16 protein-coding genes and 1 pseudogene are annotated in these 18,045 nt (G+C 61.9%); 9 read left to right on the forward strand and 8 right to left on the reverse strand.

The window, feature by feature from the left end; genetic code table 11:
- The first annotated feature begins 78 nt into the window (after window positions 1-78).
- A complete protein-coding gene (locus D3M59_RS08855; protein ID WP_325048611.1) occupies window positions 79-2,211 on the forward strand; it encodes a M3 family metallopeptidase in 2,133 nt (710 codons plus the stop codon).
- Here D3M59_RS08855 and D3M59_RS08860 read toward each other — a convergent pair.
- The 4 genes from D3M59_RS08860 to D3M59_RS08875 all read right to left on the reverse strand — a co-directional run bounded on the left by D3M59_RS08860 (window position 2,204) and on the right by D3M59_RS08875 (window position 6,885).
- Entirely contained in the window at window positions 2,204-2,863 is a 660-nt protein-coding gene (locus D3M59_RS08860) for a cyclic nucleotide-binding domain-containing protein (RefSeq protein WP_119533275.1), read from the reverse strand. The two genes, D3M59_RS08855 and D3M59_RS08860, sit on opposite strands and share 8 nt — an antisense overlap.
- Before the next feature lie 10 nt (window positions 2,864-2,873).
- Window positions 2,874-3,560 carry a hypothetical protein gene (locus D3M59_RS08865; protein ID WP_119533276.1) on the reverse strand — a complete coding sequence of 229 codons (687 nt, stop codon included), beginning with the start codon at window positions 3,558-3,560 and terminating at the stop codon, window positions 2,874-2,876.
- Window positions 3,561-3,562: 2 nt separating this feature from the next.
- Window positions 3,563-5,689 carry an adenylate/guanylate cyclase domain-containing protein gene (locus D3M59_RS08870; RefSeq protein WP_147416733.1) on the reverse strand — a complete coding sequence of 709 codons (2,127 nt, stop codon included), beginning with the start codon at window positions 5,687-5,689 and terminating at the stop codon, window positions 3,563-3,565.
- A 125-nt stretch (window positions 5,690-5,814) separates the two neighbouring features.
- The gene (locus D3M59_RS08875) at window positions 5,815-6,885 is read right to left on the reverse strand and encodes a phosphotransferase family protein (protein ID WP_119533369.1); all 1,071 of its coding nucleotides are present in this window, start codon (window positions 6,883-6,885) and stop codon (window positions 5,815-5,817) included.
- Window positions 6,886-6,942: 57 nt separating this feature from the next.
- On the opposite strand from D3M59_RS08875, the gene D3M59_RS08880 reads away from it, so the two are divergent.
- The 5 genes and pseudogenes from D3M59_RS08880 to D3M59_RS12280 form a co-directional block, all read left to right on the forward strand.
- The gene (locus tag D3M59_RS08880; RefSeq protein WP_119533370.1) at window positions 6,943-7,794 is read left to right on the forward strand and encodes a metallophosphoesterase family protein; all 852 of its coding nucleotides are present in this window, start codon (window positions 6,943-6,945) and stop codon (window positions 7,792-7,794) included.
- Window positions 7,795-7,839: 45 nt separating this feature from the next.
- Complete coding sequence (gene nadC / locus D3M59_RS08885) at window positions 7,840-8,685, forward strand: carboxylating nicotinate-nucleotide diphosphorylase (RefSeq protein WP_119533278.1); 846 nt, start codon at window positions 7,840-7,842, stop codon at window positions 8,683-8,685.
- Between the two features lie 68 nt (window positions 8,686-8,753).
- On the forward strand, window positions 8,754-10,160 hold the full coding sequence (locus D3M59_RS08890) for an NAD(P)H-dependent flavin oxidoreductase (RefSeq protein ID WP_119533279.1): 1,407 nt from the start codon (window positions 8,754-8,756) through the stop codon (window positions 10,158-10,160).
- A 3-nt stretch (window positions 10,161-10,163) separates the two neighbouring features.
- On the forward strand, window positions 10,164-10,637 hold the full coding sequence (locus D3M59_RS08895) for an SH3 domain-containing protein (RefSeq protein ID WP_119533280.1): 474 nt from the start codon (window positions 10,164-10,166) through the stop codon (window positions 10,635-10,637).
- A gap of 71 nt (window positions 10,638-10,708) precedes the next feature.
- Window positions 10,709-10,780 (forward strand): annotated as a pseudogene (locus D3M59_RS12280) (RidA family protein); the annotation flags it as partial.
- A gap of 11 nt (window positions 10,781-10,791) precedes the next feature.
- Here D3M59_RS12280 and D3M59_RS08905 read toward each other — a convergent pair.
- Window positions 10,792-11,559: a MauE/DoxX family redox-associated membrane protein gene (locus D3M59_RS08905; protein ID WP_233543205.1), complete on the reverse strand. Its 768-nt coding sequence runs from the start codon at window positions 11,557-11,559 to the stop codon at window positions 10,792-10,794.
- A 71-nt stretch (window positions 11,560-11,630) separates the two neighbouring features.
- On the opposite strand from D3M59_RS08905, the gene D3M59_RS08910 reads away from it, so the two are divergent.
- A complete protein-coding gene (locus tag D3M59_RS08910) occupies window positions 11,631-12,014 on the forward strand; it encodes a MerR family transcriptional regulator (RefSeq protein WP_119533281.1) in 384 nt (127 codons plus the stop codon).
- A gap of 40 nt (window positions 12,015-12,054) precedes the next feature.
- Here the strand turns inward: D3M59_RS08910 and D3M59_RS08915 are convergent, their stop codons facing one another.
- Together D3M59_RS08915 and D3M59_RS08920 are read right to left on the reverse strand one after the other, a co-directional pair.
- Window positions 12,055-12,504 (reverse strand): hypothetical protein, encoded by a 450-nt coding sequence (locus tag D3M59_RS08915; RefSeq protein WP_147416734.1) that lies wholly within the window; start codon window positions 12,502-12,504, stop codon window positions 12,055-12,057.
- 68 nt (window positions 12,505-12,572) lie between these two features.
- A complete protein-coding gene (locus tag D3M59_RS08920) occupies window positions 12,573-13,757 on the reverse strand; it encodes an acetyl-CoA C-acyltransferase (protein WP_119533283.1) in 1,185 nt (394 codons plus the stop codon).
- A gap of 112 nt (window positions 13,758-13,869) precedes the next feature.
- Between D3M59_RS08920 and D3M59_RS08925 the strand changes: the two genes are divergently transcribed.
- Window positions 13,870-15,015, forward strand: coding sequence for an isovaleryl-CoA dehydrogenase (locus tag D3M59_RS08925; RefSeq protein WP_119533372.1), 1,146 nt, complete (start codon window positions 13,870-13,872; stop codon window positions 15,013-15,015).
- A 50-nt stretch (window positions 15,016-15,065) separates the two neighbouring features.
- Complete coding sequence (locus D3M59_RS08930) at window positions 15,066-15,917, forward strand: cytochrome c (protein ID WP_119533284.1); 852 nt, start codon at window positions 15,066-15,068, stop codon at window positions 15,915-15,917.
- A gap of 2 nt (window positions 15,918-15,919) precedes the next feature.
- Here D3M59_RS08930 and D3M59_RS08935 read toward each other — a convergent pair whose 3' ends face one another.
- Window positions 15,920-18,001 carry a M13 family metallopeptidase gene (locus tag D3M59_RS08935; protein ID WP_119533285.1) on the reverse strand — a complete coding sequence of 694 codons (2,082 nt, stop codon included), beginning with the start codon at window positions 17,999-18,001 and terminating at the stop codon, window positions 15,920-15,922.
- Window positions 18,002-18,045: the final 44 nt, after the last annotated feature.

Raw genomic sequence — 18,045 nt, forward strand, 5'->3', positions numbered from 1 at the left:
CGCTTGTCGAAACGGTTGCCCTGAGTTCAGCCGCTTCCCGCTAGGCCCTCGCGCGAGAGTCCATTCGGGGAGAATATCTTGAAAACGATCCTTTTGAGCAGCGCTGCTGCTTTTGCCATGCTTGCAGCCGTGCCGGCGTTCGCGCAGCCTGCTGCCGTACCGACCGCTGCCGTTTCGACCAATGTTCTGCTCCAGGATTGGACCGGGCCCTATGATGGGGTTCCGCCGTGGGACAAGGTGAAGCCGGAGCAATTCCCCGAAGCGCTCCAGGCCGGCATCGACGAAATGCTGCGCGAGATCGAGGCGATTGCATCCAACAAGGATACGCCCACCTTCGCAAACACGATCGAGGCGATGGAAAAGTCGGGACAGAAACTCGACCGGGTGACATCCGTGTTCGGCGTCATGACCGACAATATGTCGACGCCGGCCTACCAGGCGCTCGACAAGGAATGGTCGCCTAAGCTGTCGGCGGCCTATGACAAGATCAACCTCAACGGCGCACTTTTCGAGCGCATCCAGGATCTCTACAACAAGAAGGGCGAGCTGGGCCTCGACGCCAAGCAGGATCGCCTTCTGACGCGGACCTATGAGGGCTTCGTGCGGCGGGGTGCGAAGCTCAATGCGGAACAGAAGTCGCAGCTCACTGCCTACAACCAGCAGCTCGCGTCGGCATTTTCCGAGTTCAATTCGCGCCTGCTTGCCGACGAAGGGACCTTTACCCAAGCGACCGCGGCCGAGCTGGCCGGCGTCCCGCAAGACGTGAAGGACGCTGCGGCGGCAGCGGCGAAGGAAGCCGGTCTTCCCGCTGGCAGCTTTGCCATTCGCAACACACGCTCCGCGGTGGAACCGGTACTGAGCTTTGCCACCAACCGCGCTCTTCGCCAGAAGGTGTGGACTGCTTTCGCCAATCGCGGCGACAACGGCAACGCCAGCGACAACAATGCGCTCATCGCGAAGATCGTTAAACTTCGCGCCGATCGCGCGCACCTTCTCGGCTACAAGACCCACGCCGACTGGCGGATGCAGGACACGATGGCCAAATCACCCGCCAAGGCGATGGAGCTGATGATGCGCGTCTGGCCCGCCGCCGTTGCTCGCGTAAAGGAAGAGGTCGCGGACCAGATGACCTTCGCGAAGAAGGACGGGCTTCAGCATATCGAGCCGTGGGATTATCGGTTCTATCAGGAGAAGGTCCGCAAGGCGAAGTACGACCTCAGCCAGGACGAGATCAAACCCTACTTCCAGTTGGATAATCTGGTGAAGGGAATGTTCTGGTCGGCGGAGCAGCTCTACGACCTGAGGTTCACGGAAAACACCGGCAAGGTCCCGGTATTCCAGCCCGACGTTCGTACCTTCGAAGTGACAAATGCGAAGACGGGCGACGTCATCGGGCTATTTTACTTCGACACCTACGCTCGGACCGGCAAGCGATCAGGTGCTTGGGCAACGACCTATCGCAGTCGCGCGCGCCTTCTGGATGACAATATCGTCCTGGGTTCAAACAACAATAACTTCACCAAGCCCGCTGCCGGACAGCCCGTGCTCATCAGCCTCGATGATGCATCGACGCTGTGGCACGAATTCGGCCACGCAATTCACTACTACCTCAGTGACGTGAAATACCCGTCACTGGGCGGCTCGCCCCGTGACTTCGTGGAATATCCGAGCCAGGTGAACGAGAATTGGCTGCTGACCCGTCCTGTGCTCGACAAGTTTGCGCGCCACTACAAGACCGGTGAAGCGATGCCCGACGCGCTTGTGAAGAAGATTGAGGCATCGGATAGCTTCAACCAGGGCTTTGCCACGGTCGAGTATCTATCGTCTGCGCTGGTCGACATGAAGCTGCACACCAAGGAAGATGGCGTGGTTGATCCTGACGCGTTCGAAAAGGCGACACTGGCCGAACTGGGCATGCCCAAGGAAATGGTCATGCGCCATCGCCTTCCGCAGTTCGGGCACCTCTTCTCGTCCGACAGCTATTCGGCCGGCTATTACAGCTACCTTTGGTCGGAAACGATGGACGCTGATACCTGGGCGGCGTTCGACGCGGCGGGGAACCCCTACGACCGCAAGATCGCCGACGGGTTCCGCACCTTCCTCCTGTCCACGGGCAACGAGACCGACCGGGCGGAAGCCTATCGCCAGTTCCGCGGCCGCGATCCGGACGTGAAGGCTCTGCTGAAGCGGCGCGGCTTCCCGACTAACTAGTTGGGGCCGCGGCCCGGTTCATGGCCTCCAGCTTTTCGCGGAGGCTGATGGTGAAGCCATGTTCAAGGGCGTGGCGCGCGTCGGGGTTGGCAGCCAGATAGGCGTTCAACGCCTGCCCCTGCGCGCACCAGAACCGGCTCGGCGCGGTCAGGGTGACGGTCGCGGTTGCCGGCGCATCGCCCAGCACCGTGGCCTCCCCGATCAATTGGCCGGCCCCGACCCGCCCGACGAGGTGGCCGTGGGCACGTACCTCCGCCTCGCCGGTTACCAAATAAAAAAGTTGCGTGGCGTGCTGTCCCTCGCGGGTCAGCACGTCGCCCGGCCGACCGTCGATCCAGTAGCCTTGGTCCAGCAAGCGGCGGGCCTGTGCCCGGCCAAGTCCCTCAAGCGGACCATACAGCATCGCTTCCTCATCCTTGGAAAAACGGGCAGCCCGGTCAGCCCCAAGGACGCTCGCGACCTGCACTGCGGCCACAACGAGGATGATCAGGGGAACGATGCCGCCCATCATTCCGTGCGCCTCAAGCCCGTAGGCAAGGCCGAACGCCCCCGCCAGACCGATCATCAGGTGACTACTCAGCCGGGAACGGCCGAGCAGGCTGGCCAGCGCGGCAATGAAGATGACGATGTACAGGAACAGCATCACCGTCATGGCTTGCGGTCTATCCTTCCGAGCGGGCGCTGAACGTGTCGATCAGCACGTCGAGTTGGGCCTGGCAGTCAGCGCGGATCAAGCTCTGCGCCATTCCCTCAAGGCCGGAAGGAACCGGCGACAGCACCTTTAGCGTCAGCGTCGCCGGGGTCGACAATCCCGAAACCGTGATTCTTGCGCCCGACGTCGCGGGCAGCGCCGCCGGCCATGCAGCGATCGACTGGCCCGCCGCGAAATGAATCTCGGACTTGGCGCCGCTGGCCGCGTCGGTAAGCGTTACGTGAGCTTCAGATCCGCTGTTGGCGCGATACAATCCAAGATCGGCTGGATTGGCAACGCAAACATTTCCGGACCGGTCGAGGTCAGCCTGCCAAACGCTCCGCGTGTTGGTTCCGCGGACTGCCCCGAGCCGCACACGCCGTACGCTGGTACCGGCGGTCGTCGCCGTCTTCACCGGCGCAGCGCTGGCCGATGCGCTGAAACTACCCGGACCCTGGAGCGAGCGTGTTCCCCGCGAATCAAGCAGCACAATCGTGTCATTCGCCTTTAGCTTGAGCATGTGCGTATCGGGCAGAGCCTTTCCTGGAGGATAGGCGCCGGCGGACGGACCGGATGATCGAACCACCAAAACGGCGGCGGCAGCCGATGTGGAAACGAGAAGCGCGGCAGCGGCCGCAACCAAAGCCAAGCGAGCCATTGTCATTTCTCCGTCAGTGCGACCCCACCGCCAGGCCCTGCCTCCCGCAGGCGGCAGGCAAAGGCCGATAATGCGGCATCCTTATCATGGGTTAAGCAAATTTGCTCGATTTCGTCGAGCGCGGTGCGGTCACCGGAATCGAACCTGTCCCATAGTTGGCCGAGCCGGGCCCGAAGCGTTGGGTCGAAGTTCGGCACGGGTTCCCACACGACCACGGGTGTTGAGCGGCCTGACAAAATGATGCGGCCCATAGGGCGAAACACATCGAGGGTCGTGCGGCTTTTTGCGTCGTCACTGACCAGCGCAACGGTCTTTAAATATTTGTTGGCGCCCTCCAGCCGCGCAGCGCAGTTCATTGCATCGCCCAGCGCGGTATAGCTCAGCCGGCCTTCGCCACCGAAGTTGCCAACGACCGCATCTCCGAAATGAAGCCCGGCGCGCGTCCGGCCTAGTGGCGCACCGGCCTCATGATGCGTCTCGGAAAACGTCTGCGTGAAGCGGTTCATGGCAAGCAGCGCATTGGCGGCGCGGTCGGCATCGTCGTCCCGTGCAATCGGCGCTCCCCAGAAAGCAACCACGGCATCGCCGACAAACTTGTCGATCGTGCCGCCATGATCGAGAACAATTTCACTCATCCCGTCGAGATAAGCGTTGAGCAGGGTCGCTACCTTTTCCGGCGGCAGCCGGTGGCTCAACGCAGTGAATCCCTCGATGTCGGTAAACAAGGTGTAGATTGCCCGTTTTTCCCCAGTAAGCGACAGCTTGGCCGGATCGCGAAGGATTTGTGCCGCGATGTCACGCGGCAGATATTTGCCGAGCGCCGATTGCGCATACCGCCGCTGCTCGGACCCGATCGCGCGTACCGCCGCCCCCGTCGCGGCGTAGGCCAGCGTCCAACCGCCAAGCCAACCGAACGCTGGAAGGCCATAGGTGTCGATGCCGCGCCATTCGAGCAGGAACGGCGTCCCAGCGAAGAAGATAAGTTGACCAAGCACCGCAAGGGCAACGACCCATGGCCTCACGTCCAGCATTGCGGTGAACGCGCCGCACAGCACTACCAGCAATGCCAATGCCCACAGCGACACAGATCCGGCAGGGCGGGGCAAGCGGCCGTCGAGCAACTGGGCCAACAAAGTTGCGTGAATTTCAAGGCCACTCATCGTCGGACCGTCGAGCCGCGTCGATGGAATCTCGAACTGGTCACGGTCGGGCAAGTCGCCGCCAATCAGGACCACGCGACCGCGTACCTGGTCAGCCAACAGCGACGCCATTTCAGGGGAAGAGAATAAGTCGATAGGAAGCTTGGCAAAGACGGGCCTTTCCGGGTTTGCCGGAACCCGGAAATCTACGCTTCCATCATATTCGAACCCCTCGCGCGCACCCGCCAGGGCGAGCGGCATAAACTGGGGCAGGTCGTTCCGCATTGCCGGCCAGCGACGAAGGACGTTATCGCCATCCGCTTCGAATCGGACCGAAGTTCGCCGCACCTGGCTGCCCGCCAACTGCTTCGTCCATTCATCCATGAACTGCTGCTGCCATTGCTCGATCTCGGCGGGTGCAGAGGCGCGGGTTGCATACGCAAGCCAAACCGGCGTTCGCATCGATTGTAGCGCGGAAAGGAGTTGGTCGTCCTCGGGCTGTGGCTGGTCGATCAAAATATCGATCCCGATGGCCTTCGCCCCCATCGCGTCGATGCTGGTCAGCGCACGGGCAAGGATGGCCCGGTCAAGCGGCGAGCGCTTGGCCGTCGCCCGCAACGTATCCTGCGTATAGGGTACCAAGACGATGCGATCGTCCTGAACAATCTTCCGTCCGCGTTCACCGACGGCTTGACGTAGGTCGAACAGCGCGCGCTCCGCGTCCGTCGCTATGGGAATAGTTTGCCTCGGCTCGCCTGCGCGGGCCGGAAAGTGCCACTCAGCAGTGCCGTCGTCATCCGGTCCGACACTGACCGGGAGTTCCCAGCTGAACCGAGCGAAGAGTACTGCCCAGGCAATAATCAGCGTCGTGGCCAAGAGTCGCGCCATCGGTACGCGGCGCAACTCACGCATCACGCCTTCCAGCGTCGGCCGATCTTCGTCCTGAAGCGGATCGGGGCCTGCAGCCCATAGGCGGCGCGGCTGGTCCACGCTCAGCGGTTTTCCCAAGACTTGCTGTCTCGCACGACCCTGACCCCCGACGTCCGCGCCGCTCACGACTCGTCGTGATGATCGCGGTTAACTTTCCGATAAAATCTTTTGCGTCGTGGCGCGAGTCAGAGCTGCGCGGCTTGCGCCTGTGTAAGGGCGAGATCGGCCAACAGCTCCAGCTGTCCGACCATCTGCGCGGCATGGGCGGAGGATGCGTTGCCGCGCGCCAACCGGCCCTTGATGCCATGCAGGATGGCCGCCAGCCGAAACATGACGAAGACCATCAGATAGTCGACATGGGGCAGTTGGTCGCGGCCGGTCCGACGGCAATAGGCCGTGACATAATCTTCTTCCGATGGAATGCCGAGCGCAGTGAGGTCGAGCCCAGCTAGGCCAGTGAAAATCCCGGCTGGCATCCGATACATCAATAGGTGGTAGACGAAGTCCGCGGTCGGATCGCCGACCGTGGACAGTTCCCAGTCGAGGACCGCGATCACTCGCGGCTCCGCGGGTGCAAAAATCATATTGTCGCAGCGGAAGTCGCCGTGAACGACCCGGGCATCCCCGCTGTCAGCCGGCAGATGCTTCTGCAGCCAGTCTACCAGTGCATCCATCTGCGGCAGGCGGCCGGCATCATTGTCCTGTACGTACTGCTTCGACCAGCGAGCGACTTGCCGCTCGACGAAGCCGCTGGCCCGGCCGTAATCCCCCAGTCCGATTTTGTCGGGATCGTAGCTGTGCAATTGGGCAATGGTTGCGTTCATGGCGTCGAAGTGGGCGGCGCGGGCCTCGCGGGACAATCCGGGAAAGGACGCTTCCCACACAATGCGCCCATCAACCATGTCCATGACGAAAAAGGGTGTGCCGATGACGTTCTCGTCCTCGCACAGGCCGTGGACGTGCGGCACGGGGAACGCCTGTCTGCCGAGCGCGGCCATGACGCGCGCCTCGCGGTCGATGGCATGGGCGCCAGGAAGTAGCTTGCCCGGCGGCTTGCGTCGGAGGACGAATGAGCGACCTGACGGCGTATCTAGGCGGTATGTCGGGTTGGACTGGCCACCCTTGAACTGGCTGACACTCAGTGGTCCTTCGAAGCCCTCGACATGTTCCGCCATCCAGTCTTCAAGAGGGGCCAAGTCGAAGCGCAGCCGTTCGCTTACGTCGCGTGTTCCGCTATTCGCTTCGGTACGGTCCATGTGCCAAAGCATGGAAGCGGTTCGGAGCGAATGCAATCAACCCGCGTTCTCGTCTCCATGGCCAGACTAATCCATCTCTCCGACCTGCATTTTGGAGCGCATGACGACCGCCTTGTTCGGGCGGTCGAGGATCGCATCGACGAAGTAAAACCCGATCTCGTCGTCATCTCAGGTGACTTTACCCAGCGTGCTCGAACCGAGCAGTTCGAGCAGGCATGCCAGTTTCTCGAGCGCCTTAAAGCCGCGGGGCATGAGGTGCTCGGCGTACCGGGGAATCATGACGTTCCGTTATACGATGTCCTGCGACGTTTCCTGTCGCCGCTGACGCGTTATCGTCGCTACATCGACGAGACGCTTTGCCCATTCCACGAACTGCCCGACGCCGCCGTTCTCGGCATCAATACAGCGCGGTCGCTCACTTTCAAGGATGGGCGCATTAACAATGAGCAGGTCGCCTACATCAATCAGACCTTCGCCAAAACCCGTGATGCAGCGACCCGCATTCTCGTGACCCATCACCCCATGTTCGCGCTTCCGGTCGGCGATGGGCCGGAACTGGGCAAAGCCATTGGGCGGCAGGAGCTTGCGCTGGGCGCGGTAGCGGATGCCGGGGTCGACCTGCTGCTGGCCGGTCACAACCATCGCGCATCGGCCCATCATGCCAAAGATCTGGTAACCGACGCAGGGTCCGCGCTGGTCGTGCAGGCCGGGACAGCGACTTCGACCAGACTTCGTGACGAGGAGCAGAGCTTCAACCTGATCGAAACGGGACAAGGCGAGGTGACTGTCGCGGTCCAGGCATGGGACGGCAAAGGATATGCGAGTCAGGATGCTACGCGTTTCGTGCGACGCGGTGAGCATTGGGAGACGGCAGGCGGCGAGCAGTTAGCCGAGGCGCCGGAGGGTTGAGTCCGCTCTCCAATCCCGACTAATGCCGCGAAAACAGGAGAGACGATGGACCTGCCTCACTTCGACCTCGGTGACTTCGTCCGCCGGGTGCTTGCCGAAGACCTAGGATCGGGCGGCGATGTGACCTCAAAGGCAACTATCGACCCGACCGCCCGTTTCACTGCCGAAATGAAATGCCGCGAGCCAATCGTGGTCGCGGGTCTCGACATCGCTCTTGCTTTCTTCAAGGCACTCGACGGCGAGGTGCTGATCGAGCGTCTAGTCAAGGATGGCGACGCGGTGGTGGCCGGGACGGTTCTCTTGCGCCTGGAGGGCAACGCGAGGGCGATGCTCGCCGCCGAGCGATCGGCGCTTAACACGCTGCAGCATCTCTCAGGGATCGCGACCATGGCGCGGCGCTACGCCGATGAAATCGCGGGGACTGGTGCAACTTTGCTTGACACTCGCAAGACCATTCCTGGTCTTCGCCTCTTGGAAAAATATGCGGCACGTATGGGCGGGGCTGAGAACCACCGGATGCGGATGGATGACGGCCTGCTCATCAAGGACAATCATGTAGGCGTGCGCGGTGGCGTGGCCGAAGCAGTGCGCGCGGCGAAAGCTTATGACAGCGGATTGCAGATCCAGGTCGAGGTCGACCGAATAGAGCAGATAGAACCGGCTCTCGAAGCCGGTGCGCAGCGGCTGCTCCTCGATAATATGAAGCCCGAAACATTGCGGGAGGCCGTCGCGCTGGTTGCTGGTCGAGTTCCGCTCGAGGCATCGGGCGGCGTCAACCTTGATACGATCCGAGCAATTGCCGAAACCGGCGTCGATTATATCTCGGTCGGGCGCATTACCCAGTCGGCCCCTGCAGTGGACATTGGGCTGGATTATGTGCTGAGCGCCTGACGCATTTTTTCCGCGCCAAGCGGGCCCTTGCGGCTTATAGGGGCCTCAAACGACATGTGGAGAGGCAATTGTTCAAAGGGTTGAAGCCCATCCTGTATGGCGGCCGTGAAGTCTGGCCGCTGGTTGAGGGCGGAAAAGGCGTTTCGGCGACCAACCATGCCAGCAGCGGCGCTTGGGCCGCAGCAGGTGGCATCGGCACCGTGTCCGCGGTCAACGCCGACAGCTATGACCCCGAAGGCCGCATCATCCCGCAGGTCTACAAGTCTTTGACGCGGCGCGAGCGTCACGAGGAACTGATCCAATATGCGATCGACGGCGCCGTAGCGCAGGTCCAGCGCGCGCATGACATTGCCGGTGGTAAGGGCGCGATTAACATCAACGTCCTCTGGGAAATGGGCGGTGCGCAGCGCGTCCTCGAAGGCGTCCTGGAACGCACCAAGGGCCTGGTCGCCGGCGTTACCTGCGGCGCGGGCATGCCCTACAAGCTGAGTGAGATCGCTGCGCACCACGGCGTTACCTACCTACCGATCATTTCGTCGGGCCGCGCATTTCGTGCATTGTGGAAGCGGGCCTATTCGAAGGCCGCCGAATGGCTGAGCGCTGTTGTTTACGAAGACCCGTGGCTGGCGGGCGGTCATAACGGCCTGTCGAACGCCGAAGATCCGCGCAAGCCGCAGGACCCCTATCCCCGCGTCGCTGAGCTTCGTGCCGTAATGCGCGAGGGTGGCATTTCCGACGACGTGCCGATCGTCATGGCGGGCGGCGTGTGGCGGCTGGACGAGTGGAACAACTGGATCGACAACCCCGAACTTGGGCAGATCATGTTCCAGTTCGGAACCCGGCCGCTGCTGACGCAGGAAAGCCCGATCCCGCCGGACTGGAAGGCGCGGTTGATGACGCTCGAGGAAGGCGACGTCCTGCTCCATCGTTTCTCGCCGACCGGCTTTTATTCGTCCGCCGTACGCAACCCGTTCCTTCGCAACCTGGAAGCGCGCAGCGAGCGGCAGATCGCTTTCACCAAGGAAGCGATCGGTGACCATGCGTTTGAGCTGGACGTAGGCATTGGCACTAAGAAGAATTATTGGGTGACCAAGGGTGACCTCCAGCACGCCCGCGAGTGGTATGGTGCCGGGTTTACCAACGCGATGAAGACGCCGGACGACACGCTGGTGTTCGTCACGCCGGAGGAAGAAAAGATCATCCGCAAGGATCAGGCGGACTGTATGGGCTGTCTTTCGCAATGCAGCTTTTCCAGCTGGGCGGACAACGAGAAGAATAGCACCGGGCGCTTGGCTGACCCGCGCAGCTTCTGCATCCAGAAGACGCTGCAGGACATCGCGCACGGCGGACCAGTCGAGGAAAACCTGATGTTCGCAGGTCACGCCGCGTTCCGGTTCAAGTCGGACCCCTTCTATTCGAACGGGTTCGTTCCGACCGTGAAGCAGCTCGTCGATCGTATCCTGACCGGGGCCTAGGCCGTGAAGCGGGGGCTTTTCATCGCCGGCTTGCTGACCCTCGCCACCGTGGCGAGCGCACAGGACAAGACGCCACCCTATTGGGCGTCGATTGCATCGGGCGAGGCGATGATGCGCACAGGGCCGGGGCGCAACTACCCTGGCGTCTGGCTTTACCAGCGACGCGACCTGCCTATCCGCGTGATTCAGGTCTATCCCAACTGGCGCAAGATCGAGGATCCCGACGGTCAGCAGGGATGGATGCTGGTTACCCTGCTGAGCGACCGCCGCACGGGCATTATCAAGCCTGGCGAACCGCGTGACATCCGGGTACGCGCCGACGGATCAGCTCCCGTGCGTTACCGAGCCGAGGCGGGCGTCGTCGGCCGCATCGACAATTGCGACGGAAGCTGGTGTCACATCCAGATCGGGAAGCGCGAAGGCTATATCGCGCAGACCGATATCTGGGGCGTCGACGCAGGCGAACAACTCGATTGAGGCAAAGGGCCCTTGGCGTCTCTGGCTGGCGTTGACCAAAGTCTACGTCAGCTATTTCGGTGACGCCCAAGCCGGCACGGAGCGCGTTCGGCGCTGACGGCTTGGCATTGGACGCATTGCCGGAGGTCGAATGCATAGCTTGAGCGGGCATGCGCTAGAACAGCATCCGTCCCATCCACATTGCCATCGCGACCATCATCACATTTTCGGTCAGCGAGACGAAGCCGAGCGGGACGTTGGAAGATCCCCCGACGCAGGCGCATTTCAATTCGCGCTTGTCAACATAGACCGCCTTGAACACGGACACCGCGCCCTCCAGTCCGATGAACAGTGCAATCGGCACCGACAGCCAAGTTAGCCGGTCAGCGACCATGAGTACGCCTGCTGCGCCTTCGAGGAATGGGTAGAGGCTTGCGTAGGGCACCCAGCGGCGCGACAGCAGGTCATAGTTGAGGAACATAGACGAGAATTTCTCAACGTCCTGCAACTTCAGCAAGGCAAGCACGGTCATCGAAAGGCCGATGAACCATTCGCCGGCCCGCACGGTCAGCGGTGTCCCGAAGACCGATGCGCTGAGCGCCAACGCCGCTAACGCAGTCATCGAGAAGAGCGCGATCACGGGTACATAACTGGTCGTGCCGGTCGGCCGCACGGCCTTGCCAAAAAATCGGTTTAGCTCGTCGAAGCCGCCGACCCTTTCTCCGCCGATGAAGATTTGCGGCGTTGTGGCCACGCCATGCGTCGCCTTGAATGCATCGACAGCTTCGCGGGTGGTCAAGTGGCGGTCCTCGACCTGGTAGCCGCGACTTTCGAGCAGGTGCTTCGCTTTCAGGCCGAACGGGCAGATATGCCCGGGCATTACCATTCGATACAGCGTGGCCTTCCTCACCATTTGGGATTCGACATATTCAAGCTTGGTCATCGGGGGTCGTCCTTCCCTGTTCAACGAGTCGGACATGGCTTTAGCTCCCGTACCATGGTACGGAGTCAAGTATGGTAGATTTGACCATCGGAACGCTGGCAGCCCAAGCAGGCGTTGGGGTGGAGACGGTGCGGTTCTACCAGCGAAAGGGGCTGCTAGCCGTCCCGGCGCGCGCGGGGGGCATCAGGCGTTATTCGACGGCGGATGTCGAACGCATTCGATTTATCAAGCGGGCGCAAGCCGCCGGGTTTACCTTGTCGGAAATCGCCGAACTGATCGCGCTGGATGCCGGTGAGGACCGGGCGCGGGCTCGCGAACTCGCAGGCTCAAGGATCGCCGCGCTTGACGAAAAAATTGAAGAACTGAAGCAGGCGCGCGCATCACTGGCCCGACTTGCCCGCGAATGCAGCGAGGCCGGGCAGGGGCCGTGCCCGATCATCGCGTCGTTCGAGTGAGGGTTTGGCAGCGCTCTCCGAAGCGCCGCCCGAATGCGTTTTACTTGGCCTTCACCGCGTCCGGCGCAGCCATATAGGCGACGCGCTTCACGGTCAGTTTTTCGCCCTTGTCACTGGTGGTTTCCATCGATTGGCCGATCTCGACCGGCGAGGTCGTCCAGCAGGTCTCGCCTTCCTTGTCCATCGCGCTGGTGAAGCAGGCCTTGCCGTCCTTCATAACCGACGTGCCATGGTCGACATGCTCGGTGCCTGACCAAGCAATGTAGTTTCCACTGGCGTCGACCGTTTCCATCATCGGCTTGCCGTCCTGAGTGAACTCCCAGGTCGTTTCGTTGAGTTGGAAAGCTGCGGGCGTCGCCAAGTTGGCGTCCATCACATTTTCATCCATCGCCATATTTTCTTCGGCGATGATTTCGTTGGTGGTGTCTGCGGGCTTGCTGCACGCGATGAGCGCCAGCACGGCCAGTGAGGTCATCACTATCCGCATCATCTCTCTCCCTGTTGTGACGAGGGGAGTCGCGTTAGCAGTTTTCGGCGCCTAGCGCACGAGCCGAGCGGTCAGGCCAGTTCGACCGCGATCGCCGTAGCCTCGCCGCCGCCGATGCACAGGCTGGCCACGCCGCGCTTCAGCCCCTTGGCCTGCAGCGCACCGATCAGCGTGACGAGGATGCGCGTGCCGCTGGCACCGATCGGATGGCCTAGCGCGGTTGCGCCGCCGTGGACGTTGATCTTTTCGTGCGGGATGCCGAGGTCCTTCATCGCAAACATGGCGACGCAGGCGAAGGCTTCGTTGACTTCCCACAGATCAACGTCGGCGACGGTCCAGCCGGCCTTCTTCAGCACCTTCTCGATCGCACCGGCGGGAGCGACGGTAAATTCGCTGGGTTCGCGCGCATGGGCGGCGCTGGCGACGATAGTTGCGATCGGCTTCAGGCCTTTCGCCTCCGCATCCGCCTGACGGGCGAGCACAACGGCCGCCGCGCCGTCGCTTATTGACGAGCTGGTCGCGGCGGTGATGGTGCCATCCTTGGCAAATGCAGGCTTTAGCGTCGGAATCTTGTCGGGACGGCCACGGCCCGGCGCTTCGTCGGTGTCGACGACAGCCTCGCCACCACGTCCTTGAATGGTGACGGGGGCGATTTCTTTCGCAAATGCGCCGCTTTCGATTGCGGCCTTGGCGCGCGACAGGCTTTCGATGGAATAATTGTCCATCTCCTCCCGGGTCAGCTGATATTCGTCGGCGGTGCATTGGGCAAAGGTGCCCATGGCGCGGCCCGCTTCGTACGCATCCTCGAGGCCGTCGAGGAACATATGGTCATAGGCCGTGTCATGGCCGATGCGCGCGCCCGAACGATGCTTCTTCAACAGGTAGGGAGCGTTGGTCATCGATTCCATGCCGCCGGCGACGATGAGGTCGGCATTGCCGGCCTTAAGCGCTTCCTCACCCATGATGACGGTCTGCATGCCTGAACCGCACACCTTGTTGACGGTGGTCGCCTGCACCGATTTGGGCAGGCCGGCCTTGATCGCCGCCTGGCGGGCCGGCGCCTGGCCGAGGCCGGCGGGCAGAACGCAGCCCATGTAGATGCGGTCGATCTCGTCGCCCTTCACGCCCGCGCGCTCGACCGCCGCCTTGACGGCGGTGGCGCCGAGGTCGGTCGCGGACACGTCCGCTAGCGCGCCTTGCATAGACCCCATAGGCGTGCGCGCGATGGACAGGATGACGATGGGATCGGTGGCCATGTGAAATCGACTCCGTGAAATTTGTTGCACTGCACATAGGCCTGCGGGCTGCCTTGTCCAAGACCTTGCGCCGCGCTAGTCGCCCGTCCGACAGGAGAGACAGATGAGCGACATGCCCGGCCTCGATTTCGACCTTGGCGAATTGGCGGATACGATCCGCGACACGACGCAGCGCTTCGCGGCCGACCGCATCGCGCCGATTGCCGCCGAAATCGACGAGAAGGACGAATTTCCCAAGCAGCTTTGGCCGGAAATGGGCGAGCTTGGTCTGCACGGGATCACTGTCGAGGAGGAGTGGGGCGGGCTTGGCCTTGGCTACCTTGAGCATGTCGTGGCACAGGAGGAAGTAGCGCGCGCGTCGGCGTCGGTCGGCCTCAGCTATGGTGCCCATTCCAACCTGTGCATCAATCAAATCCGCCGCTGGGCGAACGAGGAGCAGAAGCGCAAATATCTTCCCAAGCTGATCAGCGGCGAACATGTCGGTGCGCTGGCGATGAGCGAGGCGGGAGCGGGCAGCGACGTCGTCTCGATGAAGCTGAAGGCGGAAAAGTCGGGCAACGGATATCGTCTTAACGGCACGAAGTTTTGGATCACCAACGGCGCCTATGCCGACACGCTGGTTGTCTATGCCAAGACCGGCGAAGGATCGCGCGGCATCACCACCTTTCTGATCGAGAAAGGGATGGAGGGCTTTTCCATCGGCCAGAAGATCGACAAGTGCGGCATGCGCGGGTCGCCCACTTGCGAACTGGTGTTCGACGACTGCTTCGTTCCGGCCGAAAACGTGATGGGCCCCGAAAACGGCGGCGTAGGGGTGCTGATGAGCGGCCTTGATTATGAGCGCACCGTGTTGGCCGGTATCCAGCTGGGCATCATGCAGGCCTGCCTCGACGTGGTCATTCCTTATGTCCGCGAGCGCAAACAGTTCGGGACGGCGATTGGTTCTTTCCAGCTGATGCAGGCAAAAGTCGCCGACATGTATGTCGCGCTGAATTCGGCGCGCGCCTATGTCTATGCGGTGGCGAAGAATTGCGACGCCGGGCGGACGACGCGCTTCGACGCGGCGGGCGCGATCCTTCTGGCGAGCGAAAGTGCCTTTAAGGTGGCGGGTGAGGCGGTGCAGGCACTAGGCGGCGCGGGTTACACGAAGGACTGGCCGGTCGAACGTTACATGCGCGACGCCAAGCTGCTCGACATCGGCGCGGGGACCAACGAGATCCGCCGCATGCTGATTGGGCGTGAGCTGATCGGGGCTTAGTTTCGCAGGCGTTCCGTGGTAGATGCCCCTTCGCAACGAAGGGGGCTTCAATGCGACCGATCATGTTCGTCCTGGCGGTGGCCGGCTTGGCTGCCTGTGACCGCAACTCAAACACGACCGACGGACCCGGCGTGCCCCTGACGCCTGCGTCGATTAGTTACGATGGCGCGGATTATAGGGATGATGCCGCGAAAGTGGCGCATGGCGAGCGGCTGAGCGTGCTGCTCGGTTGCAAGGGCTGTCACGGTGATGATTTGCGCGGCCGAAACGTAACGGCGGAAGACAAGGCGATGGGCGACTGGTGGGCGCCAAACGTCACGCTCGCAATGGCTAGTTACGACGATGCCGCGCTCGACAAGCTGATCCGCCATGGCCAGCCGAAAGATGGCCGCGCCTTTTACTTCATGCCAGCCGAGAGCCTGCAATATGTGAGCGATGCGGACTATGCGGCGCTGGTGGCCTATCTGCGAACGCTGGAGGCAGGGGGCGATAAGATGCCGCCGGTCAAGAAGGGTCCGCTTTTTATCGAACTGGAAAAGAAGGGCGAATTCGCGCCGTCGACCGAAATGATCCGCCGCTTCCGTGCGCAAGAGCCGGAGGACCTGGGCCAACAGCACAAACTGGGCCGCTACATCGCGATGACCGTTTGCAGTGAATGTCACAACGGCAAGCTGCAAGGCTACGAAGGCTTTTCACCAAGCCTTAATATAGTCGGTACCTACAATGACGCGGAGTTGGCGCGGCTGCTGACGACCGGCGAAGGCAAGGTCAAAAAAGACCTCGGCCTCATGTCGATCACCGGGAAGCATCGCTTTTCAAAGTTCACCGACCATGAGCGGACTGCGGTCGTACGTTACCTGAAGGCCCGCGCCGACCAGCCACAGCCGGCGCAGGCCCAGTAAGTTCACCAGACCCTTACGCGCTGTTCGGGCGCGAGGTAGAGCTTGTCGCCCGGCTTCACGTTGAATGCCGTGTACCAGGCGTCGACGTTACGGACAGTCAACGCACGGAAGTTGCCGGGGGAGTGGCCGTCGGTGGCGACCCGGGCCCGGAGTGTTTCGTCCCGCATCTTGGTCGCCCAAGTCTGGGCGTAAGCGATGAAGAAGCGCTGGTCGCCAGTAAGGCCGTCGATCACTGGCGCTTCCTTCCCGCCCAGCGACGCCTTGTAGGCATCATAGGCGGCGGCGAGACCCGCCACGTCGGCGATGTTTTCAGCCAGCGTCTGGCGCCCATTGAGCTTGAGGCCCGGCAGGGCTTCATAGCCGTTATATTGCGCGACCAGCGCTTGGCCCGACTGGTTGAATTTCTGTAGGTCTGCCGGAGTCCACCAGTTACGCAAGCGGCCTTGGGAATCGAAGGTCGACCCTAGATTGTCGAAGCTGTGACTGATTTCGTGGCCGATCACCGCGCCGATCGCTCCGTAATTGGCAGCAGCGTCCGCGCCGGGGTGATAGAAGGGCGATTCCAAGATGCCAGCGGGAAAGTTCAGTGCATTCTGCAGCGGGATGTTCAGCGCGTTGACGATCTGCGGCACCATCCACCATTCGCCCTTGTCCGGCGCCTTACCCAACTTCGCCAACTGGTGCTGATACTCCGTTAGCTCGGCGCGGCGGTAATTGCCGTAGGCATCGTCGGGCCGGATTTCGAGCGCGCCATAGTCGCGCCATTTGTCAGGATAACCGATGCCGACCTTCATGGTCGTAACCTTTGCCTGCGCTTCCTTCTTTGTGTCCGGTGCCATCCACGGCAGCGCGGCGATCCGCTTGTCGAAGGCAGATTTGATCCCCGCGACCATCGTGTCGATTTCTGCCTTGGACGAAGCCGGGAAATATTTAGCGACATAGGCCTGGCCCATCGCGTCGCCGAGTTGGCCGTTGATCGCATTCTGCAACTGCTTGTCGCGGGGCCGTTCCTGTGGCGTGCCATTCAGGGTCGTGCCGAAGAATGCAAAGTCGTCTTTGTGCATCTGCGTCGGAAGGACGGGACCGACCTGGATAATCTGGTGGAAAGCTAGCCAATCCTTCCAGGCGTCGAGCGGCTCGCTGCCGACTAGCGCCGCGAGTTTGCGCGTTGGCGCCGCGTGCCAGACTGCAATTTCAGGAACAGTCGACAACTGCGCTGCCTGGAAGAAAGCGCCCCAATCCATGCCTGGCGCCCGCGAGGCAAAATCGGACTGCTTCCAGGTCTGGACCTTCGTAGAGTCCTCAGTCTCGACGATGGTCGAGTGCGCCGCCGCGATCTTTGCTTCAAGGTCATAAACCCGCTTTGCACGCGCTTCGGCATTGTCGAGCCCCGCACTGGCCAGCATTTTCGCGATAAACGGGCGATAGGCGTCGCGGAGCTTGGCCATCGCCGGGTCGGCGGACAGATAATAGTCGCGGTCCGGAAGGCTGATCCCGCCCTGCAGGAGGTAGGGGACGTTCTTCGACGGGTTGGCCATCGACTGGGTGACGAAAATGCCGAACAGGTTTTCGGTGTTGAGGTCGGTCGCGTTCAGCGGATCGACGTCGGCGCGGATCGTTCCGCCAATCGCCCCTGCCAATGCCCGCTTGTCGGGGATCGCCTGAAATTTGGCGATGTCAGCCTTCAGCGCCGGAAGAGTTCGCGCATCGATGCCGGCTTGGTCCATGAAAGCAGTGCGATAGTCCGCAAGCTTGCGCTCATTCGACCCGGCGGCGGCCTCGGTCTTGCCAAGGTCGGCCATCAAACCGTCCATCCGCTTTTCGAGTTCTTGCTGAGTGACGAAGAAAGCGCCGATCGATCCTCGATCCGCAGGGATCTCGCTATTCTTCATCCAGCCGCCGTTGGCATAAGCGTAAAAGTCGTCGCCCGGCTTCACGCTCTTATCCATCGCGGCAAGGTTGATGCCCGACGCACTGCCGACCGCCGCTTCGACCTGGTTGTCGGTGGTTGCATTCTTGCAGGCCGCGGCGGTGAGCGCGAGGCTCGCGCTGCCGATCAGCAGGGCCAGTGTCTTGTTGCGCATTTAAGTCTCCCCAAGCCGGGCAGCCTTGGAAGCCGCCGCTTTGC

The sequence above is a fragment of the Sphingomonas edaphi genome (assembly GCF_003583725.1).
Lineage (GTDB): Bacteria > Pseudomonadota > Alphaproteobacteria > Sphingomonadales > Sphingomonadaceae > Sphingomicrobium > Sphingomicrobium edaphi.

Bases quoted from the DNA above. Each gene is read 5' to 3' on its own strand.
- D3M59_RS08860 (WP_119533275.1), bottom strand. From the start codon at position 2,863: ATGACGGTGATGCTGTTCCTGTACATCGTCATCTTCATTGCCGCGCTG.
- D3M59_RS08865 (WP_119533276.1), bottom strand. From the start codon at position 3,560: ATGGCTCGCTTGGCTTTGGTTGCGGCCGCTGCCGCGCTTCTCGTTTCC.
- D3M59_RS08875 (WP_119533369.1), bottom strand. From the start codon at position 6,885: ATGGACCGTACCGAAGCGAATAGCGGAACACGCGACGTAAGCGAACGG.
- D3M59_RS08880 (WP_119533370.1), top strand. From the start codon at position 6,943: ATGGCCAGACTAATCCATCTCTCCGACCTGCATTTTGGAGCGCATGAC.
- nadC (WP_119533278.1), top strand. From the start codon at position 7,840: ATGGACCTGCCTCACTTCGACCTCGGTGACTTCGTCCGCCGGGTGCTT.
- D3M59_RS08905 (WP_233543205.1), bottom strand. From the start codon at position 11,559: ATGACCAAGCTTGAATATGTCGAATCCCAAATGGTGAGGAAGGCCACG.
- D3M59_RS08910 (WP_119533281.1), top strand. From the start codon at position 11,631: ATGGTAGATTTGACCATCGGAACGCTGGCAGCCCAAGCAGGCGTTGGG.
- D3M59_RS08915 (WP_147416734.1), bottom strand. From the start codon at position 12,504: ATGATGCGGATAGTGATGACCTCACTGGCCGTGCTGGCGCTCATCGCG.
- D3M59_RS08920 (WP_119533283.1), bottom strand. From the start codon at position 13,757: ATGGCCACCGATCCCATCGTCATCCTGTCCATCGCGCGCACGCCTATG.
- D3M59_RS08925 (WP_119533372.1), top strand. From the start codon at position 13,870: ATGCCCGGCCTCGATTTCGACCTTGGCGAATTGGCGGATACGATCCGC.
- D3M59_RS08930 (WP_119533284.1), top strand. From the start codon at position 15,066: ATGCGACCGATCATGTTCGTCCTGGCGGTGGCCGGCTTGGCTGCCTGT.
- D3M59_RS08935 (WP_119533285.1), bottom strand. From the start codon at position 18,001: ATGCGCAACAAGACACTGGCCCTGCTGATCGGCAGCGCGAGCCTCGCG.